The organism is Rhodanobacter sp. MP7CTX1 (assembly GCF_014205795.1).
Taxonomy (GTDB): domain Bacteria; phylum Pseudomonadota; class Gammaproteobacteria; order Xanthomonadales; family Rhodanobacteraceae; genus Rhodanobacter.
The window spans coordinates 45,101-66,421 of the sequence record NZ_JACHCN010000003.1 but is presented as its reverse complement, the minus strand read 5'-3'; the positions used below and the strand labels follow the sequence as shown (position 1 = coordinate 66,421).

General features: G+C 62.4%; 23 protein-coding genes. 15 read left to right on the top strand and 8 right to left on the bottom strand.

Going from position 1 to position 21,321, the window contains the following annotated elements; translation table 11 throughout:
- The first annotated feature begins 123 nt into the window (after positions 1-123).
- Positions 124-1,368: a DUF4013 domain-containing protein gene (locus tag HDE77_RS05065; protein WP_184416086.1), complete on the top strand. Its 1,245-nt coding sequence runs from the start codon at positions 124-126 to the stop codon at positions 1,366-1,368.
- Positions 1,365-1,871, top strand: a complete 507-nt coding sequence (greB, locus tag HDE77_RS05060) for a transcription elongation factor GreB (RefSeq protein ID WP_184416085.1) — start codon at positions 1,365-1,367, stop codon at positions 1,869-1,871. Before HDE77_RS05065 ends, greB begins: the two co-directional genes overlap by 4 nt.
- A gap of 25 nt (positions 1,872-1,896) precedes the next feature.
- Here the strand turns inward: greB and HDE77_RS05055 are convergent, their stop codons facing one another.
- From HDE77_RS05055 to rimO, 5 genes are all read right to left on the bottom strand, one after another.
- A complete protein-coding gene (locus tag HDE77_RS05055) occupies positions 1,897-2,421 on the bottom strand; it encodes a hypothetical protein (protein WP_184416084.1) in 525 nt (174 codons plus the stop codon).
- A 229-nt stretch (positions 2,422-2,650) separates the two neighbouring features.
- Positions 2,651-3,427, bottom strand: a complete 777-nt coding sequence (locus HDE77_RS05050; RefSeq protein ID WP_184416083.1) for a hypothetical protein — start codon at positions 3,425-3,427, stop codon at positions 2,651-2,653.
- Between the two features lie 246 nt (positions 3,428-3,673).
- Positions 3,674-4,720 carry a phosphate/phosphite/phosphonate ABC transporter substrate-binding protein gene (phnD, locus tag HDE77_RS05045; RefSeq protein ID WP_184416082.1) on the bottom strand — a complete coding sequence of 349 codons (1,047 nt, stop codon included), beginning with the start codon at positions 4,718-4,720 and terminating at the stop codon, positions 3,674-3,676.
- Between the two features lie 60 nt (positions 4,721-4,780).
- Positions 4,781-5,590, bottom strand: coding sequence for a DUF3025 domain-containing protein (locus tag HDE77_RS05040; RefSeq protein ID WP_184416339.1), 810 nt, complete (start codon positions 5,588-5,590; stop codon positions 4,781-4,783).
- Positions 5,591-5,594: 4 nt separating this feature from the next.
- A complete protein-coding gene (gene rimO, locus HDE77_RS05035; protein WP_184416081.1) occupies positions 5,595-6,914 on the bottom strand; it encodes a 30S ribosomal protein S12 methylthiotransferase RimO in 1,320 nt (439 codons plus the stop codon).
- A gap of 106 nt (positions 6,915-7,020) precedes the next feature.
- Here rimO and HDE77_RS05030 point away from each other — a divergent pair, with 106 nt between their 5' ends.
- Genes HDE77_RS05030 through pcp form a run of 8 tightly spaced genes read left to right on the top strand, consistent with a single transcriptional unit; the run spans position 7,021 to position 12,994 of the window.
- Positions 7,021-7,692 carry a dienelactone hydrolase family protein gene (locus HDE77_RS05030; protein ID WP_184416080.1) on the top strand — a complete coding sequence of 224 codons (672 nt, stop codon included), beginning with the start codon at positions 7,021-7,023 and terminating at the stop codon, positions 7,690-7,692.
- Positions 7,689-8,117 carry an HIT family protein gene (locus tag HDE77_RS05025; RefSeq protein WP_184416079.1) on the top strand — a complete coding sequence of 143 codons (429 nt, stop codon included), beginning with the start codon at positions 7,689-7,691 and terminating at the stop codon, positions 8,115-8,117. The genes HDE77_RS05030 and HDE77_RS05025 overlap by 4 nt, the downstream gene beginning before the upstream one ends.
- Before the next feature lie 6 nt (positions 8,118-8,123).
- Positions 8,124-8,831 (top strand): 5-oxoprolinase subunit PxpB, encoded by a 708-nt coding sequence (pxpB, locus tag HDE77_RS05020; protein ID WP_184416078.1) that lies wholly within the window; start codon positions 8,124-8,126, stop codon positions 8,829-8,831.
- The gene (locus tag HDE77_RS05015; RefSeq protein WP_184416077.1) at positions 8,828-9,811 is read left to right on the top strand and encodes a biotin-dependent carboxyltransferase family protein; all 984 of its coding nucleotides are present in this window, start codon (positions 8,828-8,830) and stop codon (positions 9,809-9,811) included. Before pxpB ends, HDE77_RS05015 begins: the two co-directional genes overlap by 4 nt.
- Before the next feature lie 14 nt (positions 9,812-9,825).
- Positions 9,826-10,605 (top strand): 5-oxoprolinase subunit PxpA, encoded by a 780-nt coding sequence (locus tag HDE77_RS05010; protein ID WP_221444131.1) that lies wholly within the window; start codon positions 9,826-9,828, stop codon positions 10,603-10,605.
- A 31-nt stretch (positions 10,606-10,636) separates the two neighbouring features.
- The gene (locus HDE77_RS05005; RefSeq protein WP_184416076.1) at positions 10,637-11,332 is read left to right on the top strand and encodes a DUF969 domain-containing protein; all 696 of its coding nucleotides are present in this window, start codon (positions 10,637-10,639) and stop codon (positions 11,330-11,332) included.
- A 1-nt stretch (position 11,333) separates the two neighbouring features.
- The gene (locus tag HDE77_RS05000; RefSeq protein WP_184416075.1) at positions 11,334-12,302 is read left to right on the top strand and encodes a DUF979 family protein; all 969 of its coding nucleotides are present in this window, start codon (positions 11,334-11,336) and stop codon (positions 12,300-12,302) included.
- Positions 12,303-12,337: 35 nt separating this feature from the next.
- Positions 12,338-12,994: a pyroglutamyl-peptidase I gene (pcp, locus tag HDE77_RS04995; RefSeq protein ID WP_221444130.1), complete on the top strand. Its 657-nt coding sequence runs from the start codon at positions 12,338-12,340 to the stop codon at positions 12,992-12,994.
- 337 nt (positions 12,995-13,331) lie between these two features.
- On the opposite strand, the gene HDE77_RS04990 is transcribed toward pcp, so the two are convergent.
- The 3 genes from HDE77_RS04990 to apbC all read right to left on the bottom strand — a co-directional run bounded on the left by HDE77_RS04990 (position 13,332) and on the right by apbC (position 16,114).
- Entirely contained in the window at positions 13,332-13,817 is a 486-nt protein-coding gene (locus tag HDE77_RS04990) for a hypothetical protein (protein WP_184416074.1), read from the bottom strand.
- A 129-nt stretch (positions 13,818-13,946) separates the two neighbouring features.
- Positions 13,947-14,513: a dCTP deaminase gene (gene dcd, locus HDE77_RS04985; RefSeq protein WP_184416073.1), complete on the bottom strand. Its 567-nt coding sequence runs from the start codon at positions 14,511-14,513 to the stop codon at positions 13,947-13,949.
- A gap of 512 nt (positions 14,514-15,025) precedes the next feature.
- Complete coding sequence (apbC, locus tag HDE77_RS04980) at positions 15,026-16,114, bottom strand: iron-sulfur cluster carrier protein ApbC (protein WP_184416072.1); 1,089 nt, start codon at positions 16,112-16,114, stop codon at positions 15,026-15,028.
- A gap of 157 nt (positions 16,115-16,271) precedes the next feature.
- Here apbC and HDE77_RS04975 point away from each other — a divergent pair, with 157 nt between their 5' ends.
- From HDE77_RS04975 to nth, 5 genes are all read left to right on the top strand, one after another.
- Positions 16,272-16,736, top strand: coding sequence for a DUF2147 domain-containing protein (locus tag HDE77_RS04975; RefSeq protein ID WP_184416071.1), 465 nt, complete (start codon positions 16,272-16,274; stop codon positions 16,734-16,736).
- 167 nt (positions 16,737-16,903) lie between these two features.
- A complete protein-coding gene (locus HDE77_RS04970) occupies positions 16,904-17,362 on the top strand; it encodes a DUF2147 domain-containing protein (protein ID WP_184416070.1) in 459 nt (152 codons plus the stop codon).
- Positions 17,363-17,486: 124 nt separating this feature from the next.
- Positions 17,487-19,595: a methionine--tRNA ligase gene (metG, locus tag HDE77_RS04965; RefSeq protein ID WP_184416069.1), complete on the top strand. Its 2,109-nt coding sequence runs from the start codon at positions 17,487-17,489 to the stop codon at positions 19,593-19,595.
- 7 nt (positions 19,596-19,602) lie between these two features.
- Positions 19,603-20,223: an electron transport complex subunit RsxB gene (locus HDE77_RS04960; protein ID WP_255482552.1), complete on the top strand. Its 621-nt coding sequence runs from the start codon at positions 19,603-19,605 to the stop codon at positions 20,221-20,223.
- Positions 20,220-20,858, top strand: a complete 639-nt coding sequence (gene nth / locus HDE77_RS04955) for an endonuclease III (RefSeq protein WP_184416067.1) — start codon at positions 20,220-20,222, stop codon at positions 20,856-20,858. Before HDE77_RS04960 ends, nth begins: the two co-directional genes overlap by 4 nt.
- Positions 20,859-21,321: the final 463 nt, after the last annotated feature.

Here is a 21,321-nt window from a genome sequence, read left to right as displayed (position 1 = left end):
TCACCAATCAACCGATCACCCACGGATGGAACGCCATGATTGAGATCCTGATTGGCCGGGAGACACGACGTCGCATGCATCATGCTGCTCCTTTCACTAGCGCCGAACGGGCATTGCCCACCCATGTCTAGAATCGAACTGATCGATACGGATCTGCCGTTGTCTCAGCAGCTGCTTGGCGCCCTGCGTTACCCGTTGAGCGGCGCCGCCTTGCCGGCCCTGGTGGCGTTCACCCTGGCGCACTACCTGTCGCTGCTGCCGCTGGCGGGCTGGTTCATCGAGCTGGGGATCTGGGCGGCCACCTATCTGTATGCGCTGGAATGCTTGCGGCATACCGCCGACGGGTATGCGCTGCCACCGGAATTTGCCGAACCCGGCCGTGGCGGCTGGGCGCTGGTGGCGATCCTGCTGTGGTCAACCGTACTGACCTTGCTGGTGAAACTGAGCTTCGGCGGCGGCACCTGGATCGTCACCTTGCTGATGGTGGTCAGCCTGCCGGCGATCGCCATGTCACTGGCACTCGATGGCGGCGTGGGGCACGCGTTGAATCCGCTGACCTGGGTGCGCGTGATTGCCCGCTTTGGTATGCCCTACCTGTTGTTGATCGGGGTGCAGCTGCTGATCGCGTTGGTGGTCGGAGTTGCCCAGGTGGCATTTGAGTCCAGCTTGCCTCGGGTGATTTCGTTGCCGCTGTTCTACCTGGCCGCCAACTACGCCACCCTCTTCAACTTTCATCTGATGGGTCGGCTGATCCACCAGCGTCACGAGCACTTCGGCTTGCAGCCGCAGGCGCACAAGCTGGCCCGGGAAATCCACCAGGACGCCGACCAGAACCTGCTCGATGAAGTGGCCGCCCTAGCGCCCGAGCAGCCCCGCGACGCACTCGATTTGCTGGTGCCACGCCTGCGCGACAGTGCCGCACCAGCGGCGCTGCACGTGGCTTATCGTCGACTGCTGCAGCAGCAGGGTCTCAAGGACGCCCTGTTGGTCCACGGACAGATCTGGATGGCCGCATTGATCGCGCAGGGCGAATCGCGCCGTGCGCTGGGCGTACTGCAGGAGTGTTGCGGTATCGATGCCGAATTCATTCCCGACGACCCGCGCACTTGCGGCGAACTAGCCGATCTTGCCGCGCGGCTCGGCATGCGGCGGATTGCACTGAAACTCTGTCTTGGCTATCTCGCACACTGGCCGAGGGACATGCAGGCTCCGCATTGCGGTCTGCTGGCTGCACGACTATTGAGCGAACAACCCGAACAGCATGCTGAAGCGGCGACCTTGCTGGGGCAATTGGCCACGGCATGGCCCGATCATCCACTGCATACCGAGATCACCATTCAACAACAACGATTGGCAAAGCCCGCATGAGTCGCTGGCGCGCGCCCTCGCCCAGTTCCACCGCGATCATCACTCGTGAGGGATTCGAACGACTCAAGGCCGAGCTCGATCACCTCTGGCACACCTTGCGACCGGAAGTGGTGAAGGCACTCGCCGCGGCCGCCGCCGAGGGCGATCGCTCGGAAAATGCCGAGTACATCTATCGCAAGAAGCAGCTCGGTGAAATCGATCGTCGCGCGCGCTATCTCAGCAAGCGCATCCCGGACCTGAAGGTGGCCGAAGGCGCGCCGAGCGATCGCCGGCTGGTGTTCTTCGGCGCCCGCATCGAACTGGAGAATGCGGACAGCGGTGAGATCCTGCACTACCGCATCGTCGGTCCCGACGAGACCGACGCGAAACTCGGCTGGATCAGCATCGACTCGCCACTGGCGCGAGCCGCGCTGAAGAAACGCGCCGACGACGAATTCAATGTCGAACTGCCGAGCGGCCGCACTACCTTCGTCATCATCGACGTGATTTACGCCGACCCCTGACAGGAGTCGGCGTAGTGACGTCTACTTAGTGCTGCGGAGCGCCACTCTGCATCAGCGCCTGGATCTGGGCCTGGTGCGCTTCAATGAAGGTGACGTTGGCCTGATTCACCTTGGTCTGATCGATTTGGCTGGCCAGCTCCGGCTGGGCCTTGGACTGCTCCACCATCGCCGCGTTCATCAGGGCGATATTCGCCAGCAGGAATTCGCGCGGAGTGAACCCATAGCGCTTGATCAGTGGAGAAATACGCGGATCACCGCTGACCGCCTGTAGCGCCAGGTCATCGAGAGTGTGCACCTTGGACGGATCGGCGGGCTGCTCCTGCGGCTTGATTCCCTCCACGCGCGCTTCCTTGGTCGCAGCAATCAGACGGTTGAACACATCGTCGTTGAGGTTGTAATTGTGGATGGCCTCCTGATCGGCGACCGGCAGCGCAGCCATGCCTTGCGCCTGCGCCCACAGTGGCACCAGCAACAACACGAGTGCGAGCAAGCTCTTTGGCAGTTGATGCATGAAACCGAACAATCCGGCACGGTGGGACGGCATCTTCATCGTCATTCCTCGACACAAAAATTAGGGATGGGTGAGCCTACTGGAATCGCCACTCGGAAACGTTAGGCGAGGGTGAAGTGGAGCGACAAAGGCAAATTCGCGCAGGCAGCCCGCCTCGCCAATACCATCGGCGCGACGCCGTTCGACGAGAGCCCGCTACACCGCGGAATAAAAGACGGCCCTCAGGAAGGGCCGTCCGGGTCAATCGTGATGGGTCAATCGAGATGGATCACTTGTGGGCCGGCATATAAGTCAGGTCGGCACTGTAACTGTCGACATGCGACGAGTCACTCTGAATGGAATCATTGAGTGACTTGCGCAACGAATCGGCAGTGGGTTTGCCATAGGCGTTTTCGACCATCTTCCATACTGGCGGATTGGGATCCGCGCCGAGGTCCGCCCAGTTCTTCGCGGGAATCAACAGAATGAAATCCGGCGCATCTTCACCACTATCCTGCACTTCCCCAAACATATAGTGCGCAGACCAATGGGTTTTCTCGGCAGCCGCTGCAATTTGCTTGGCCACATTCGTGAACGCCTCGGACGCCTCGTGGCCTTGCTTGAGCTTGAAGAATCTGACCTCCAGGAGCGGAGATGTCAGCGTCATGTCATTGGACATGTGACTGAGATCGGGCCTCTGCACCATGAATGCACTCGTCTCGCCTTTCAGATGCGGGTTCGCAGCCGTGCGCCACGTTTGGTCACACGCCTTGTTTACCGTACGCATCGTATCGAACGTTGCCCACGAAACGGGTGCTGAAACATACGAGTACTGATACGTATCCCCGGTTTCATGCACCAGCGCAATCCATGCGTATTTGGAACCATGCTGACTCAGGCACTGGTTATAGCTTTTAACGCCGGCCTCATAGGCTTCCTGATCCGCTGGCGCCACCGTGTCGGTAAAGGCCCGGATGACATTCGCTTTGTCCATTTCTGCTGCTTTGGCGCCGGCGCTGCATAACAGTGCAACCGCCAACGCCAAACAAGGTTTCATGCTCTTCATGAGAATCTCCCTCAGAGCTGTCGCTCTGCAGTGTTTGGATGCGTCGTTGTTTCCCCTCTTCGCCGAATGCGAAGGCCAAGGATTATGCGCGCATATCCAAAACTGTGCAGTATGTCTATTGCACTTAATGTAATTACATGAGCTGGATAGGCATTAACGCAGGCAGCAGGTCATCCCCGCGGCTCTCAACAGCCAAAGGGCTGGTCACGCAGGACTGACGGGCAAAGGGCGGATCATCGAGTCTTCCTAATGCGGCAATAACGCCTGCGAATCGCGCTGGTAGTCCTGATCTATTTGCGTCAGTCGCGCCTGCCTTGCTTGCTGGCTGACCCATTGGCCATGTTGGGCCTGCTGCCGCAGCAGCGCGTATTGCATATCGACGAACGGTTGCAACGCCTGGTCGTTCTGCGGCGTAAACCCACCCAGGTCCGGGATGCGCGCCAGCGCGGCGCGCTCGCGCACCCCAGCCTCGCCGGGTGCCTTGCCGTAGGCGAGGATGAAACCAGTCAACTGCTGGCGCACTGACGCGCTCAAGCCTTCGCGCACTACCAGCACTCCGGAGGGAATCAGTGGTGAACGCCAGATCACCCGAAGCTGGGACGCTTCATCCGGAAAGTGACGTCGAAACAGATCCATGTCCGGATTGTTGCTGGTTGCCACGTCCACTTCGCGATTGACCACAGCCAGCAGAGTGCTTTGATGATCCTCTACCAGCACGCTGGCAAAAAACGTGTCGGAGTTGAGCCCGCGCGGTGCAAATACGTCTGCCTCAGGCGCCGTATAGCCGGTTACCGAGAGCTTTTCGCTGCGCCCATAGCGCCAATGTCCGGGTTTCGCCAGCAGGTCGGCGAGGGTGTGGATGAGGCTATCGCCACGCACTACCAGCATGGCGACATTGCCCTTGGCGCCGTCATTGCGCAGAAACTGGGCAAACACCTGCATGTGCTGATGCGTCACCGCCTCGACCGCAAGCTTGCCGGAGACAAAAGCGACATCTACCCGTTGGGCGCCAATCGCGCTCGAGAGGCCGGCATAGCTGCTTACCGATACCGTGGTCACCGGTCGTCCCAGGCGCTTTTGCAGGTCCTCCAGCAATGGCCGCCACTGTTCCAGCGATTCCGCCGCACTGCCGATCGGCAGGATGCCGAAACTGATGGGCGACACCGCCTCTGTCGCCATCGCGCTGCCAGCAAGCAGGATCAGGCCCAGAGTCATCCATCCCGCAACGAGCCGCGCAAGGCCGTGGTTGCCATGCCAGCTGCGCAGCCGAGACGTCGCGATGTCCACTGCCATGCTCTCCCCTACACACTCCCGCCTTGTATATAGTCGCGATCGCGGGCCGGAGCAATGGGCTCAGCAAACGTAGGCTGGCGGGTACTCGCGCCCGGCGCGCCGCGGCTGATAGCAGACCGTGGTGCGGTGAAACGTCTCGTCGCCGTTGCCGGGATGCCAGCCCGGAATGCCCGACAGCGGCAGCGGCCGCAGTTCCAGCGGATCGCGCAGCAGCTGCCCGCTGGCAATCGCCTCGGCGCAAGTGGCCCGGAGCTGGCCGGCATCCAGGTCACCAGACGACTGGAATACCAGGGCCTTGCCCACCAGCAGCTTGTCCGGACTCAACGCAAGTTCCAGCAGCGCATGGCCGAACACTTCCAGCTGGATCGAGCCGTCGATCCACGCCTGCCGGTGCCGCCAGAACAGGCCATGCCAATCGTGCGCATCCCACAATGCCAGCAGGGCGCGATCGCGCAGCGCGACGATGACACCGGCTTCGTCGAAATGGGTCAGCGCATATTGCGAACGGGAACGCTGCTTCGGCCCCATGCGGGCAATCTCGGCCATCTGGCGCTGGTTCAGGGCCTGCTTGAGTGCCGGATAACGCAACCAGACCAACGCATTGAGCAAGTCATGCCAGTTGCCTTCGCGGGTGGCGATATCGCCGTGCTCGGCAATGCGCTGTTCGTAGTGCAGACCATCGGCGAGCAAGGTCGGTGTCTGCGCCAGGAAGCGCGTGCCCGCATCGGCGGGCAGGCGCTCATTCAGCGCGGCGATGGATGGCCATGGCGTGCCCTCAAGCAGCGCGCTGTACTCGCGCCATGCCGCCAGCGGCAACCGGCCGAACACGCCCGGTTCGACCGCCTCGCGTGACGGCGCCCGATAGCGCATGACTTTAGCCAACGAGGCGCGCGTGCAGGTCGTGCTCATCGGCGCTTTCGACCACGACCTCGACGAACTGGCCTGGCTTGAGTTTCTGGCCGTCGGCAATCAGCACCACGCCGTCGATCTCCGGCGCATCGGCAGCCGAACGTGCCACCGCGCCATCGGCACCGGCTTCGTCGACCAGCACCTGGATGGTGCGGCCGATCTTGCGCTGCAGTTTCGCGGCGGAGATTTCTGCCTGCACGGCCATGAACTGTTCGAGGCGATCTTCTTTCAGCTCTTCGGAAATCTGATCAGGCAGCTCGTTCGCTTTCGCGCCGTCTACCGGCGAATAGGCAAACGCACCCACACGGTCGAGCTCTGCCTCGCGCAGGAACGTGAGCAGTTCCTCGAACTCGGCATCGGTTTCGCCAGGGAAGCCCACGATGAACGTACTGCGGATGGTCAGGTCCGGCACGACCTTGCGCCAGTTGTTGATGCGCTCCAGCGTCTTGTCGATATTTCCGGGACGCTTCATCAATTTCAGGATGCGCGGGCTGGCGTGCTGGAACGGGATATCGAGGTACGGCAGCAATTTGCCTGCCGCCATCAGCGGCATCACCTCGTCCACGTGCGGATACGGGTAGACGTAATGCAGACGCGACCACACGCCCAGCTCGGACAGGCCTTCGCACAATTCGGTCATGCGCGTGCGGTAGGTCTTGTCGCGCCATTGACGCTCGGCGTACTTCAGGTCCACGCCGTAGGCGCTGGTGTCCTGCGAGATCACCAGCAGCTCCTTGACGCCGCCCTTGACCAGGCGCTCAGCCTCCAGCAGCACCTCGTCGACCGGTCGCGAAACCAGGTTGCCGCGCATCGACGGAATGATGCAGAAGCTGCAGCGGTGATTGCAGCCCTCGGATATCTTCAGATACGCATAGTGCTTCGGCGTCAGCTTGACGCCCGTATCGGGCACCAGATCCTGCAGCGGATTGCGCCGCGGCGGCAGCGCGGTGTGCACGGCGTTCATCACGCTGACGTAGTCCTGCGGACCACTGATCGACAGCACGTCCGGATACGCTTCGCGAATCAACCCTTCGCGCTTGCCGAGGCAGCCGGTGACGATCACCTTGCCGTTCTCGTGCAGCGCGGTGCCGATCGCGTCCAGCGACTCCTGCACTGCCGCGTCGATGAAGCCGCAGGTATTCACGACGACCGCGTCAGCCGCGTTGTAGCTGGGCACAATTTCGTAGCCCTCGACCTTCAGCTGGGTCAGGATGCGTTCGGAATCCACCAACGCCTTGGGGCAGCCAAGGCTGACGAAACCGATTTTGTGTGCCGCTTGGGACATGAGTGTCTTTACCGTGAAAACGTGCGTGGAAACAGAACATTATACGTCAGAGCAGCACACGCGCCCGGATCGCTAGAATCACCGCTTCATTCCACGAGGATCGGCCATGGGCCAGCAGATCAATATCCCCACCACGCGCACCCAGTGCATCGGCGCCTATCTGGCCCAGCCTCAAGGAAAACCCAAGGGCGGCATCGTGGTGATTCAGGAGATTTTTGGCGTCAACGCGCACATGCGCAGCGTCGCCGACCGCTTTGCCGAAGCGGGCTATACGGCGATTGCGCCAAGCTTCTTCGATCACCTGGAAACCGGGGTAGAGCTGGGCTATGACGAGGCCGGCTTCAGCAAGGGGAAGGAGCTGGTCACGGAACTCGGCCTGGAGCGCGCGCTGGAAGACGTCGCCAGCGCCGCCGAAGCGATCGCCTCGGCCGGCAGGATCGGTACGGTCGGCTATTGCTGGGGCGGCACCGTGGCGCTGCTCGCCGCGCTGCGCCTGGGCCTGCCTTCAGTGGGCTATTACGGTGCGCGCGACCTGCCGTTTCTGCATGAAACGCCCAAGGCGCCCATAATGTTCCACTTCGGCGAAAAGGATCAGCACATCACGCCGGACATGGTGGCGAAGCATCGCGAACTGCTGCCGCAGATGGAAACCTTCACCTATCCGGCCGATCACGGCTTCAATCGCGATGTCGATCCGCGGGTCTATGACGATGCCAGCGCGAAGCTCGCGTTGCAGCGCACGCTGGCCTTCTTCGACAAAAACCTGGCTGGCGCATGAGCGGGTCGTCCGACTTCATCCTCGACGCCCGACTGGAAGCAGACACGCGACCGGTCGCATCACTCGAGCTGTGCGATGTGCGATTGATGAACGACGCACGCTTCCCCTGGCTCGTGCTGGTGCCGCGCCGCGCCGGACTGGTCGAGATCACTGATCTGACGGCCGGCGAACAAACCACGCTGTGGCACGAAGTGAATCACGCCGCCGCCGCGCTGCGTGCGGTAGCGCCGTGCGACAAGCTCAATCTCGGTGCACTCGGCAATATCGTGCGTCAGTTGCATGTGCACGTCGTGGCGCGTTGCGAAGGCGATGCCGCCTGGCCCGGCCCGGTATGGGGCAGCGGCCAGGCAGTGGCCTATGCAGAGGCCAGCCTCTCCGCGCGGCGGAATGCGCTGCGGCAATCGTTCGCGAACAGCGCGGCATAGTCAGCTATGGAGCATGAGATCCAGTTTGAAGCGCTCGCCGAAGATGCCCTGTTGCTGCGTTTCGGCGAGCGCATCGATGTCGATCTCAATGCGCAAGTTCAGGCCGCGGCTATCAGTTTGCGCAGCCGCATACCGGAACTGGAATGCGTGCCCGCCTATGCCAGCCTGTTGCTACGGTTCGACCCATGGGCCTGGGCCGGCGACGACGGCCAGCATCCGCATCAGCGACTGCGAGCTGTCGTCAGTGCAACCTTGCGCGATCGTGACCAAGTCACCGTCGCATCGCGCGAATTGATCATTCCGGTTTGCTACGGCGGCGAGTATGGCCCGGATCTTGAAGAAGTCGCGGCATGCTGCGGGCTCGATGTGGACACCGTGATCGCCCGTCATACGGCAGCCAACTACCGTGTGGCGATGCTCGGCTTCGCGCCGGGTTTCCCGTATCTGCTGGGGCTCGATCCACAGCTGGCCGTGCCGCGTCGCACCGATCCGCGTCAACGCGTGCCTGCCGGCAGCGTGGCGATCGGTGGCAGCCAGACCGGCATCTATCCCGAAGTGCTGCCCGGCGGCTGGCAACTGATTGGACGTACGCCACTGCGTTTGTTCGACGTCACCGCCAGCGATCCGTCGCTGCTGGCTGCGGGAGATCGTGTGCGGTTTCGCGCGATCGATGAAGAGACCTTTCGCCAACTTCTGGCAGCCTCTCCAGGATGAGCGTCAGCATTCTCAAGCCGGGTCTGCTGAGCAGCCTGCAGGATGCAGGGCGCCCGGGCCATGCAGCTCTCGGCGTGGGCCGTGCCGGTGCGATGGATGGGCCAGCCTGGCAGCTGGCGAATGCGTTGGTTGGCAACCAAGGCGGCGAGGCGGCGATCGAATGCACCCTGGTCGGTCCCAGCCTGCGCTTCGAACGCGCCTCCGTGATCGCACTGACCGGCGCGGTGATAGCAGCCCACGTAGGCAGCCAACCGATTCCCCTGTGGACCAGCTGTTTTCTACCGGCCGGCAGCGTGTTGCAGCTCGGCGGCATGACCCACGGTTGTCGCGCATATCTCGCCGTGCGCGGCGGTTTCGACGTGACGCCGGTACTGGGTAGCCGCAGCAGTGACCTGCATGCACGGATCGGTTACGAGCACGGCCGTGCCCTGCGCGCTGGTGACGTGTTGCCGATCGGTGCGGCCGCAGCATTGCCCGCTCTGCCAGCTGGCAACGACTTGCGCCCATTGCACTGGAGCCTCGATCCGCAACCCTGGTTCGATTTCGATCGACGTCCGCTGGCGATGCTGCATGGCAGTCACTGGTCGCAGCTGGATAAAGCCTCGAAGCAATGGTTGTCTGACGGCAGCTTCGTCCTGAGCAAGGACAGCAACCGCACTGCCGGCCGTCTGGATGGCCATGTGCTGCGTTTACAAGCGCCGTTGGAATTGATCTCCGAAGCCGCACTACCCGGCACGCTGCAGCTGCCGCCGTCAGGCCAGCCGATTGCGTTACTGGCCGAGGCGCCGGTGACCGGCGGCTACCCGAGGATCGGCCAGATCGCCGCGATGGATCTGCCGCGGCTGGCACAACTTCGGCCGGGCGATACCGTATGCTTTCACGAGAGCACACTCGACGAGGCGTTGACGCGCCTGGCCGCGCGCCAGCAACGACTGACACAGCTGGTCGAAACGATCGCGCAACGACTGGAACATCCTTGATGGGAACCACCTTGATGGAAACCGCCGCAATCAACCGCATCGACCTCAACTGTGACCTTGGCGAATCCTTTGGCGCCTGGCGGATGGGTGAGGATGTGGCGTTGCTGGAGCTGGTCAGCTCGGCAAACATCGCCTGCGGCTTTCATGCCGGTGATCCGGAAATCATGAGCCACACCGTGGCGCAAGCGATCGCGCACGGCGTGGCGATCGGCGCACACGTTTCGCTGCCGGACCTGCAGGGCTTCGGCCGGCGCGAGATGAGCGTGACTCCCGCCGAAGCGCACGCGATGACGCTGTACCAGATCGGCGCCCTGCACGCGTTCGTCCGTGCCGCCGGCGCCAAGCTGTCGCATGTCAAACCGCATGGCGCGCTGTACAACATGGCCGCACGCGATCCCTCGCTGGCGAACGCGATCGCCCGCGCCGTGCGCGACTTCGATCCGCAGCTGCGCCTGTTTGGACTGGCGGGCTCCGCACTGATCGAAGCTGGCAACGCACTCGGCCTGCCGGTGGCGTCCGAAGCATTTGCCGACCGTCGCTATCGTGCCGATGGCTCGCTGCAATCGCGTCGCGAAGTTGGTGCGGTGATCGAGGATGCCGAGCTGGCGACGGCCCAGGCAATCGGCATCGCGCGTGATGGCAAAGTACACACGGTGGAGGGCCATAACGTGCCATTGCAGGCAGATACGCTCTGTCTGCATGGCGACGGTGCCCATGCCGTGCTGTTGGCCCGCAACTTGCGCAAGGCTCTGGAGACGGCCGGCCTGCGCATCGCCGCACCGGGCACGGCGTGACGACCTCCTCACGATCCTGTGGAAACTGCGCATGAACTACTGGCCGCTGCTCGGCGTCGCGGTGATCATTGTCGGCTTCGCGCTGCGCTTCAATCCGGTGCCGGTGGTGGTAACCGCTGCATTGACTAGCGGCCTGCTCGCCGGCTTCCACGTACCCGCTTTGCTCGCTCTACTGGGCAAGAGTTTCGTATCCAGCCGGATGCTGCTGATCTTCGTGCTGACGTTGCCTGCTATCGGCCTTTTGGAACATGCCGGCTTGCGCGAACATGCGCAGCGCTGGATGGCGCGACTGCAGGGAATGACCCTGGCAAGGCTACTTATCGGCTATCTGCTACTGCGCCAATTGCTCGCGATGCTTGGGCTCACCGGCGTGGCCGGCCCCGCGCAGACAGTGCGCCCGTTGCTGGCGCCCATGAGTGAAGCGGCGGCGGAAAAAATTCTGCCCGAATTGACTGATGACGATCGCGACCAGTTGCGCGCGGTAGCCGCCGCCACCGACAACGTCGGCCGTTTCTTTGGCGAGGACGTCTTTGTTGCCGTGGGCGGAGTGTTGTTGATTCAGGCTTTCTATACCCAGCACGGCATCGAGTTGACCCCGCTTTCGATCGCACTATGGGCGCTACCCACGGCCATCGCCGCGTTTGTCATTCAGTCCGTACGCATCTGGCTGTACCAGCGCCGACTGCAGCGTCGCGCCGCGTACGACCAAGACACATCGGCAAGCTGACATGCTGCGCATCGAATACGCCTACTGGTTGATCGCCGCATTCCTGCTCTACACAGGTCTGCGCAATCTGCGTGAACGACGTGGCTGGCACGCCGCTTTCTGGTTGGTGCTTGGCACGTTGTTCGGCGCTGGCGATTACATACTGGCGCAGCAGGCGGCTGGGCATGCGCTGCCATCGGAATTCGCCGGTGCCGGAGTGATTACACTGGCGTTGCTGGCACCGCGCCTGCATCGAACACCACACGTCGAAACCGATACCAGTGAGCGACGCCTGCAATCGGCCATCCGACTGGGGCACCGCTTGTTTGTGCCAGCTCTGTTGATTCCGTTGGTGACTTTGCTGGTGGCGGTCCTCGGCGCGCATCTGTTCATTGCAGGACATGCTGTGTTCACCGCACCCCAGATGACGCTGACCGGGCTGGCGCTGGCCTGTATCGTCGCTCTTTTTGCCGCATCAAGAGTGGCACGCACACCATGGCACGCCGGCGTGGCTGAAGGTCGCCGTCTGCTCGACGCAATCGGCTGGGCCGCACTGCTGCCGCTGCTGCTGGCGTCGCTAGGCGAGGTGTTCACCCAGAGTGGGGTAGGCACAGCGATCGCGGCCCTGGCTGGCACGTTCCTGCCGACAGGCAGCGCGCTGGCCTGCCTGCTGACCTTCGCACTGGGCATGGTGCTGTTCACGGTTATCATGGGCAATGCCTTTGCGGCGTTCCCGGTGATGATGGCCGGCATTGGTTTGCCGCTGCTGATCCAGCAGCATGGCGCGCATCCGGCGATACTGGGTTCGATGGGCATGCTGTGCGGCTATTGCGGCACCCTGCTGACACCGATGGCAGCCGACTTCAACCTGGTGCCTGCGGCGCTGCTTGAGCTGCGCAATCCCTACGGGGTCATTCGCGCGCAGGTCTGGAGCGCACTGATGATATTTGCCACTAACGTCGTGCTGATGTGGTTGTTCGTGTTTCGCTGATCCTGCCCTACTGTTCCACCGAAGAGCCGACACTTATGAGCCCAAGTCTGCCGCGCATCCTGCTGACCGGTTTCGATCCGTTCGGTGGCGAAAGCATCAACCCTTCGTGGGAGGCTGTGCGCAGCTTGCACGGTCGCCGCATCGGCGGGCACCTGATTGTCGCGCGGCAGCTACCTACCGAGTTCGCCGGATCGCTGCGTGAGCTCAAGGCAGCAGTGCGCGAAGTGGCGCCGACGATCCTGCTTGGCGTTGGTCAGGCGGGCGGCCGTCACCAACTGTCGATCGAGCGGGTGGCGATCAATGTCCAGGATGCGCGCATTCCCGACAATGCCGGCGCGCAGCCGGTGGACGAACCGGTGATCGCCGACGGCCCGGCGGCCTACTTCAGCACGCTACCGATCAAGGCCATGCTGGCTGCGCTGCACGCACAGGGGTTGCCCGCCGAGATTTCGCAAAGCGCGGGCACCTATGTCTGCAACCACATCGCGTACGCCATGCTGCACCTGGCAGCGAAACGTCGCGGTGTGCGCGCAGGCTTCATCCACATTCCATATCTGCCCGTCCAGGCCGCACGTTTGCGCGGAGCCGCCAGCATGGCCCAGGCAGACGTCGTGCGCGGACTGGAAATCGCGCTGCGCACGGCAACTTCTACGGCGGTTGATCGCAAGCTTTCCGCCGGCGCCATCGACTGATTGGGCACCTCTCCCAAGAGGAACTCCCTTCGGTCCCAACATCCCCTGCGCCCCAAAGAAGTCCCTTCTTCGGGGCGAGCAGCGAGCAGAGCAAAGAGCTGACGCGCGACGGAGGTGCTCCCTGCCCTGCTCGCGGGGGAGGGTTGGGGTGGGGTTGCTCTTGGCCTTCGAAGATCAAAAGCACTACCCCTCCCAACCTCCCCCTGCGAGCAGGGGGAGGAGCAAAACCCAACACGTGAATATCGATGCCTGATGACGCCTGTACTCGCCCACACAAAAAAGCCCGCGAATCGCTTCGCGGGCTCTTTCTATCCATCCACAGTGTGACTGTGTGCGATCAGTATCCGACCGAACCGGTGTGATCCTGCGGCGGCGGCGCCGAGTCTTCGACCGGCGGCTTCTCGTGATGATCCTGCAGATCGCGCGCCTTCGTCTCGACCGGGTTGATTTCCTTCAGCGTGCCCTTGTCGTCGTAGAACACGCGAAAACCGTAATCGAGCTGCATGCGCGCCATATACTGCAGGTGCTGCTTGCGGATCTTCGAATCGTCGCTGGACTCCAGCAGCACGGTCTTCGGCAACTTGCCCTGATCCTTCAGGTAGGCGAAGTGGCTGCTGACATCGATCGACGAAAGCACGGCGCCATCGACCATGAACTGGCCTTCCTTATAGGCTTCGATGGTGGCGTCGAACTGCCCCTTCATCGAAGACGTGGTGACATCAGGATGCTTGGTGCCGCCGAGGCTGCAGCCAGCAAGCAGCAGCAGGCTGCCCAGCATGATCGCGCCCGTGGCGCGCGTCAGCAATGTGGAAAAACGGATCATGTGGGTCTCCTAACGATCAATCGGTTGAATCAAGGACAGAGTGTAACGCCGGGCCGTCTCAATGGCGGTGGCCACAGACGACATCCGTTCAGGCAAAATTGTTGAGGCAGATTTATTGGGGAAAATCGCTCAGGTACGCGGCAGGGTCACACCCTGTTGTCCCTGATATTTGCCGCCACGGTCCTTGTAGCTGGTCTCGCACTCCTCGTCGGATTCGAGAAACAGCATCTGCGCCACACCTTCGTTGGCGTAGATTTTTGCGGGCAGCGGGGTGGTGTTGGAGAATTCCAGCGTCACATGGCCTTCCCACTCCGGCTCCAGCGGCGTTACGTTGACGATGATGCCGCAGCGCGCGTAAGTACTTTTGCCCAGGCAGATGGTCAGCACCTGGCGCGGGATGCGGAAATATTCGACCGTGCGCGCCAGCGCGAACGAGTTCGGCGGAATGATGCAGACGTCCGCCTCGACGTCGACGAAGCTCGACGGATCGAACGCCTTCGGATCGACGATGGTCGAGTTGATGTTGGTGAAGATCTTGAATTCGCGCGCGCAACGCACGTCGTAGCCGTAGCTGGAAGTGCCGTAGGAAACCAGCTTCTGGCCGTCGCGCACCTTGACCTGCCCCGCCTCGAACGGTTCGATCATGCCGTGTTGCTCGGCCATGCGCCGGATCCACTTGTCGGATTTGATGCTCACGCGATCTCCACTGTCGATATCGGACTTCGGCCCATGCGTCGGCCCGGCCAAAGATGCGCAAAATACCATGCCGCGGGTGTCAGGCGGCGGATGGGGCACTGGCAGGCCCCGCTGGTACACCCCGTAATTCGCTGCGGCGACATCGCAACCCGCCAGGCATTGGGATTCGCTGGCGCTCATCCCAACCTGCGGAATCCCGAGCCACAGCTTACCGAAGCCGTTCGGGCTGAGCGTAGCGCCGAAGGGGCGAAGTCGAAGCCTCCCACCAGGCCCCCTTCGACTTCGCCGCTGCGCGGCTACGCTCAGGGCGAACGGTGGATGGAGGGAGAGGGAGTTGGCTGCTGCCACAACACGCGACACGGCGCCCCGACCAACAGCTGCACGGAAGGAGCGTGGCGCGTAGGTTGGGGTGAGCGCAGCGACGCCCAACCTCCCCACACTTGCCCGCAAATCCCAGGTCTCTACGATTCAGCACAGCCTCGATCACGCGATGCGGCTTAAACAGCGGGCACTCAAGGCGCGCCCTGCACCACGATCTTGCCCAGGCCCAACGACTTGTTGCGCGGTTGGCGCGATAAGCGCCCGGCCGTGTTGCGGGCGATCTCGCGATAACGGGCGGTGAGATCGGAATCCGGCATTGCGGCCACGGTTGGGTTGCCGCCATCGGCCTGCTCGCGAATGCGGATATCGAGCGGCAGCGAGCCCAGGTACGGCACGTCATATTGAGTTGCCATCCGCGCGCCGCCGCCTTCGCCGAAGATGTGCTCCTCGTGGCCGCAGTTCGAGCAGATATGAGTGGCCATGTTTTCCACGATGCCGAGCACCGGCACCTCAACCTTTTCGAACATCTTCAGCGCCTTGCGCGCGTCAAGCAGCGCGATATCCTGCGGCGTGGTGACGATCACCGCGCCGGCTACCGGCACCTTCTGCGACAGTGTCAGCTGGATGTCGCCAGTGCCCGGCGGCAGATCCACAATCAGATAATCGAGTTGCTCCCAGCGGGTGTCGTTAAGCAGCTGCATCATCGCCTGGGTGACCATGGGGCCGCGCCAGATCATCGGCGTGTCCTCTTCCACCAGAAAGCCGATCGACATCACCGACAAGCCATGCGCTTGCATCGGGATGATGGTCTTGCCGTCCGGCGACTGCGGCTTGCCGCTGGCGCCCAGCATGCGCGGCTGACTGGGGCCGTAGATATCGGCATCCAGCACGCCGACCTTGGCTCCTTCGGCCTGCAACGCCAACGCCAGGTTCGCAGACACCGTGGACTTGCCGACGCCGCCCTTGCCGGACGCCACCACGATGATGTTTTTCACGTTCGGCAAAGGTGCCAGCGTGCCTTGCACCTTGTGTACGTGGATGCGGCTGGTGATCGAAACGGCCGCCGTCTCGATCGCCGGATCGGCTTCCAGCGCCTGGCGCACGCGGTGGCTCAGGCTGTCGATCGCACCCGTCGCCGGATAGCCCAGCTGGATATCCACCGATACCCGGGGCCCATCCACGCCCACCGCACGCAGGGCATCGACCAGTGGCGCACCGGTATGGGTGTCGATCAGGTCGCCAAGAATGCGGCGGACCAGGGCTTCGTTCGCCTGTGTCATATCGGCTCGGATAGTTAGCGGAGAGTTGCCATTATGCCAGCCCAGGCCACCCCACCTTCAGCGGAATTCAGCCCAGGCCTCCGTTGCGCAATGCAGCTTGACGCCCCCGGCGGCCACCGGCAGGCTCACCCCGTACGCTTTCGTATGGGAGGACACAATGAAGCAACTGTTTCGACTCGCCATCGCCGCCAGCCTGCTGCTGGGCGCCGGTGCTGCATTTGCCGCCAACGACACGCCAGCGGGCACCTGGAAACAAGTGGACGACGAGACTGGCAAGCCCACGTCGATCATCCAGATCACCGACACCGACGGCAAACTGCAGGGCAAGGTACTGCAGGTGATGAACGAGAGCCCGGACGACATCGCCCGCGATGGCAGCCCGCCCAAGTGCACGCAATGCAGCGGGACCAACAAAGATCAGCCGATCATCGGCATGACCATCATGTGGGGCGTTGGCAAGGACGGCGACCATTGGGATGGCGGCCGGATCCTCGACCCGAAGAGCGGCAAAATCTACAAGGTCAAGCTCACCCTCTCCAACGCCGGCCAGAAGCTCGACGTGCACGGTTACATCGGCTTCGCCCTGCTCGGTCGCAGCCAGACGTGGGAACGTCAGCCGTAGTCGCTACGGCGCCCTTCGCACCCAAAAAGGCACGCCATCGGCGTGCCTTTTTTTGGCGTGGCATGATCGTGATGCGCTTGTCACGCCTGCCGTCGCACAATGCAGGCTGGCACCTCTGAGGGGCGCCAGCGCACCCCACTCAACCACTTTTGTTCAGGAAGAACGCCATGCATCTTTTCCGATTGACTCTCATCTCCGGATTTCTGTTTGTCACTGGCGTAGCGATGGCTGCCAACGACACACCGGTCGGCACATGGAAGCAGATCGATGGCACCGGCAAGACCCGGTCGATCATTCAGATCGCCGAGACCAACGGCGAGCTCAAGGGAACGATCAAGGAAGTGTTGAATCGGTCGCCCAGGGGTATGGCTCGGGACGGCACTCCCCCGATGTGCACGCAATGCAACGGTGCCTTTAAAAACAAGCCGATCATCGGCATGGTCAACATGTGGGGGGTCAAAAAGGACGGCGACGTATGGGATGGTGGAAAGATCCTCAATCCAGCGGATGGCAAGACCTACAAAGTCAGGCTGTCGCTCGCTAACAATGGCCAGAAACTCGACGTACGTGGGTATATCGGCGTGCCACTGATGGGCCAGAGCCAGGTCTGGGAACGTCAGGAATAACGCCGACCTTCCTTCCATCGTTGGCCTTCCCACGGCAATGGCGGCTATCTCGGGATAGCTGGGCCCGCCTGGCCTGACGTTGCCGCATGCCATAATGCGAGGCTACCCAGCCAACGCAGCCGCCATGAGCCGTCGCCTCCTCGTCACTCACGCATTGCCTTACGCCAATGGCCCGCTCCATCTGGGTCATATGCTGGGCTACATCCAGACCGATATCTGGGTACGCGCGCAGCGGATGATGGGCAACGAAGTGCATTTCGTCGCTGCCGACGACGCCCATGGCACGCCGATCATGCTGGCCGCGGAAAAGGCCGGCATGACGCCGGAAGCGTTCATCGCGGGCATTCGCGCCGGTCACGAGGCGGATTTCGCGGACTTCCATTTCAGTTTCGATCATTACCACACCACGCATTCGCAAGAGAATCGCGAGCTGGCCTCGCTGATCTATACGCGTCTGTGTGATGGTGGCTACATCGCGCGCCGCAGCATCCTGCAGCTGTTCGATCCCGAAAAGGAAATGTTCCTGCCGGACCGCTACATCAAGGGCGTATGCCCGAACTGCGGCACACCGGATCAGTACGGCGACAACTGCGAACACTGCGGTGCTACTTATGCGCCCACCGACCTGATCAACCCGTATTCCGTGATGTCCGGCGCCACGCCTGTATTGCGCGACTCGGAACATTACTTCTTCGAACTCGGCAAATTTGAAGGACTGCTGCGCGACTGGTTTGCCGGCAAGTTCACCGGCGGCAAACCAGTGACGAACAGCGGCGTCGCCGCGAAGCTGAAGGAATGGCTGGACGGCGGCCTGAAGGATTGGGACATCTCGCGCGATGCACCCTACTTCGGTTTTCCGATACCCGACGCGCCCGGTAAATTCTTCTACGTGTGGCTGGACGCGCCCGTGGGTTACCTCGCCAGCTTCAAGGCGCTGTGCGACACGACCGGGCTGAAGTTCGACGATTTTCTGGGTCCCGACAGCACTGCCGAAATGCACCACTTCATCGGCAAGGACATCATCAATTTCCACGGCCTGTTCTGGCCGGCGATGCTGCATGGCGCGCAGTTCCGCACGCCAACCGCGCTGCACGTCAACGGCTACCTCACCGTGAACGGCGCGAAGATGTCCAAGTCGCGGGGCACCTTCATTCAGGCACGAACGTATCTGGACGCCGGCATCCATCCGGAATTCCTGCGTTACTACTTCGCCACCATGCTGAGCGATGCGCCGGTCGACGTCGATCTGGACCTCAAGGCATTCGAGGAACGCGTCAATTCGCACCTGATCGGCAAGTGGGTGAACATCGCCAGCCGCACGGCCGGTTTCGTGCAGAAATTCTTCGACGGCAAACTGGCCGATCACTTCGACGTCGAGGAATCCGCCCTGTGGGAAACCCTGCTGTCGCACTACGACGGCATCGAGGAGCTCTACGAAACCGGCGAATTCGCCGAGTTGACGCGCCGCTTCGTTACCATCGCTGATCTGGTCAACGGCTATATCGCGACCAAGGCACCGTGGTTGCTAGCCAAGGATGACAGCCGCCGCGAAGAACTGCAGCAGGTCTGCACACTGGCGCTGAACGCGTTCCGCCTGCTTGCCGGTGTGCTCAAGCCCATCCTGCCGGCCACGGTGGCTGCCGCTGAACAATTCCTCGCCGCGCCGATCGCCGATTTCCACGACGCACGGCGCGAATTGCACGGTCACACCGTCAACGTATTCGAGCCGTTGCTCGCCCGCATCGACCCCAAGCACGTCGAGGCAATGGTGGAGGCATCCAAGGAATCGCTCGGCGCTTCCATGGAAGAAGCCAAACCGGCGCCCGCCAAAAAATCCAAGGAATCCAGCAAGGCCATGAGCGGAACAAGCGCGACTCCAGAGAAGGTCATCGACGGCGCCACTGTCATCGGCATCGACGACTTCGCGAAACTCGACCTGCGCATCGGCAAAGTGCAGGTCTGCGAATTCGTGGACGGCTCGGACAAGCTGCTGCGCTTCGAACTGGATGCCGGCCCGCTCGGCACACGACAGATTTTCTCCGGCATCCGCGCTGCCTACGGCGAACCTGAAAAACTGGTCGGCCGCAACGTGGTCTTCATCGCCAACCTCGCGCCGCGCAAGATGCGCTTCGGCCTGTCCGAAGGCATGATCCTTTCCGCTGGCGACGGCGGCGACGACCTGTTCCTGCTCGATGCCGATCAGGGTGCCAGGCCGGGCGCAACCGTCCGCTGATATCGTCATGACGCTGGTCGATCGCATCGACGCCCTGCTGCCGCAGACGCAGTGCGAACAATGCGGCTACCACGGCTGCCGGCCCTATGCGGAGGCGATCGCGCGCGGTGACGCTCCGATCAATCAATGCCCGCCCGGCGGTGAAGCTGGCATCGAAAAACTCGCCGCATTGCTGCAGCGACCGGTGCTGCCGCTGAATCCCGAACACGGCATCGAGAAGCCGCGGACGCTGGCGCGCATCGTCGAGGCCGACTGCATCGGCTGCACCAAATGCATCCAGGTCTGCCCGGTCGATGCGATTGTCGGCGCGTCGAAGCTGATGCATACGGTTATCACCGATGACTGCACCGGATGCGAACTGTGCGTGCCAGCCTGCCCGGTTGACTGCATCGTGCTGTTGCCGATGCCGCTCGAGCAAATCGATGCGCCGCATGCCGACGCCGCACGCACGCATTTCCAGCAGCGTGAGGCGCGACTGGAACGCCAGCATCTGCAGCGTGAGGCCGAACTGGCCGTACGCAAGACGACGGTGGATGGCAGTGCCGTCGAGGCCGGCACCCACCAACGCAACCCGGTGCTGGAAGCGCTGGCCCGCGCCAAGGCAAAACAGCAGGAACCGAAACCGTGAAGCGCAGCGACGTCATCGAGCTATTCACCCGCCTGCGCGAGATCGATCCGCACCCCACCACCGAACTCAACTACACCACCCCGTTCGAGCTGCTGGTCGCCGTGGTGTTGTCAGCGCAGGCCACCGATGTCGGCGTCAACAAGGCGACCAAAAAACTTTATCCGGTGGCCAATACACCGCAGGCGATCCTTGCTCTGGGCGAGGAAGGCCTCAAGCGTTACATCAGCACGATCGGCTTGTTCAACGCCAAGGCGAAGAACGTCATCGCGCTATGCCGCTTGCTGATCGAACAACACGCCAGCGAAGTTCCACATACCCGCGAAGCGCTGGAAGCGCTGCCCGGGGTCGGCCGCAAGACCGCCAACGTGGTACTCAATACCGCATTCGGCGAGCCCACGATCGCTGTCGATACGCACATCTTCCGGGTGGCCAACCGCACCGGGCTGGCACCAGGCAAGGACGTGCGCACGGTCGAGGACAAGCTGGTGAAAGTGATACCCGCTGAATTCAAACAGGACGCCCACCACTGGCTTATCCTGCACGGCCGCTACGTATGCAAGGCACGCAAGCCGGATTGCCCTCAATGCGTGATCCGCGACCTGTGCCGCTACAAAGACAAGACTGTCGCCGGCTGAGCGGACACCGGCGCCCACACGTAGGTTGGGATGAATGCCGGCGACCGCGAAGGCAGGATGCCGGAGCGAGCATCCGTGTAACGGATGGCCCAAAGGGCGGGCTGCAGGAGCGGCCCGTAATCCCAACGCTCTGGAGGGAGCTTCAGGGTTGGTTGCTCCAGCGGAAAACGACGGGGTTCGCCGCTCTGGTGGGAAATGTTGGGCATCGCTGCGCTCACCCCAACCTACGCGATACATGCCGCCCAACCTCCCTCTCCGTTCGCCCTGAGCGTAGCCGCGCAGCGGCGAAGTCGAAGGGGGCTGCCTCGAGGCTTCGACTTCGCGCCTTCGGCGCTACGCTCAGCCCGAACGGTTTCTTTGGCCCGAACGTTTCTTCGGCAAACCATCCATCGAGCATCGAAAAGCAACGTCGAGAGATTCCGCTCGCCCGGCCGAGCACGTAGCCCGTAGGTTGGGGTGAGCG

Excerpts from the sequence above, each read along its gene's own strand:
- HDE77_RS05065 (WP_184416086.1), top strand. The coding sequence starts at position 124 with ATGTCTAGAATCGAACTGATCGATACGGATCTGCCGTTGTCTCAGCAG.
- greB (WP_184416085.1), top strand. The coding sequence starts at position 1,365 with ATGAGTCGCTGGCGCGCGCCCTCGCCCAGTTCCACCGCGATCATCACT.
- HDE77_RS05055 (WP_184416084.1), bottom strand. The coding sequence starts at position 2,421 with ATGAAGATGCCGTCCCACCGTGCCGGATTGTTCGGTTTCATGCATCAA.
- HDE77_RS05050 (WP_184416083.1), bottom strand. The coding sequence starts at position 3,427 with ATGAAGAGCATGAAACCTTGTTTGGCGTTGGCGGTTGCACTGTTATGC.
- phnD (WP_184416082.1), bottom strand. The coding sequence starts at position 4,720 with ATGGCAGTGGACATCGCGACGTCTCGGCTGCGCAGCTGGCATGGCAAC.
- HDE77_RS05040 (WP_184416339.1), bottom strand. The coding sequence starts at position 5,590 with ATGCGCTATCGGGCGCCGTCACGCGAGGCGGTCGAACCGGGCGTGTTC.
- rimO (WP_184416081.1), bottom strand. The coding sequence starts at position 6,914 with ATGTCCCAAGCGGCACACAAAATCGGTTTCGTCAGCCTTGGCTGCCCC.
- HDE77_RS05030 (WP_184416080.1), top strand. The coding sequence starts at position 7,021 with ATGGGCCAGCAGATCAATATCCCCACCACGCGCACCCAGTGCATCGGC.
- HDE77_RS05025 (WP_184416079.1), top strand. The coding sequence starts at position 7,689 with ATGAGCGGGTCGTCCGACTTCATCCTCGACGCCCGACTGGAAGCAGAC.
- pxpB (WP_184416078.1), top strand. The coding sequence starts at position 8,124 with ATGGAGCATGAGATCCAGTTTGAAGCGCTCGCCGAAGATGCCCTGTTG.
- HDE77_RS05015 (WP_184416077.1), top strand. The coding sequence starts at position 8,828 with ATGAGCGTCAGCATTCTCAAGCCGGGTCTGCTGAGCAGCCTGCAGGAT.
- HDE77_RS05010 (WP_221444131.1), top strand. The coding sequence starts at position 9,826 with ATGGAAACCGCCGCAATCAACCGCATCGACCTCAACTGTGACCTTGGC.
- HDE77_RS05005 (WP_184416076.1), top strand. The coding sequence starts at position 10,637 with ATGAACTACTGGCCGCTGCTCGGCGTCGCGGTGATCATTGTCGGCTTC.
- HDE77_RS05000 (WP_184416075.1), top strand. The coding sequence starts at position 11,334 with ATGCTGCGCATCGAATACGCCTACTGGTTGATCGCCGCATTCCTGCTC.
- pcp (WP_221444130.1), top strand. The coding sequence starts at position 12,338 with ATGAGCCCAAGTCTGCCGCGCATCCTGCTGACCGGTTTCGATCCGTTC.
- HDE77_RS04990 (WP_184416074.1), bottom strand. The coding sequence starts at position 13,817 with ATGATCCGTTTTTCCACATTGCTGACGCGCGCCACGGGCGCGATCATG.
- apbC (WP_184416072.1), bottom strand. The coding sequence starts at position 16,114 with ATGACACAGGCGAACGAAGCCCTGGTCCGCCGCATTCTTGGCGACCTG.
- HDE77_RS04975 (WP_184416071.1), top strand. The coding sequence starts at position 16,272 with ATGAAGCAACTGTTTCGACTCGCCATCGCCGCCAGCCTGCTGCTGGGC.
- HDE77_RS04970 (WP_184416070.1), top strand. The coding sequence starts at position 16,904 with ATGCATCTTTTCCGATTGACTCTCATCTCCGGATTTCTGTTTGTCACT.
- metG (WP_184416069.1), top strand. The coding sequence starts at position 17,487 with ATGAGCCGTCGCCTCCTCGTCACTCACGCATTGCCTTACGCCAATGGC.
- HDE77_RS04960 (WP_255482552.1), top strand. The coding sequence starts at position 19,603 with ATGACGCTGGTCGATCGCATCGACGCCCTGCTGCCGCAGACGCAGTGC.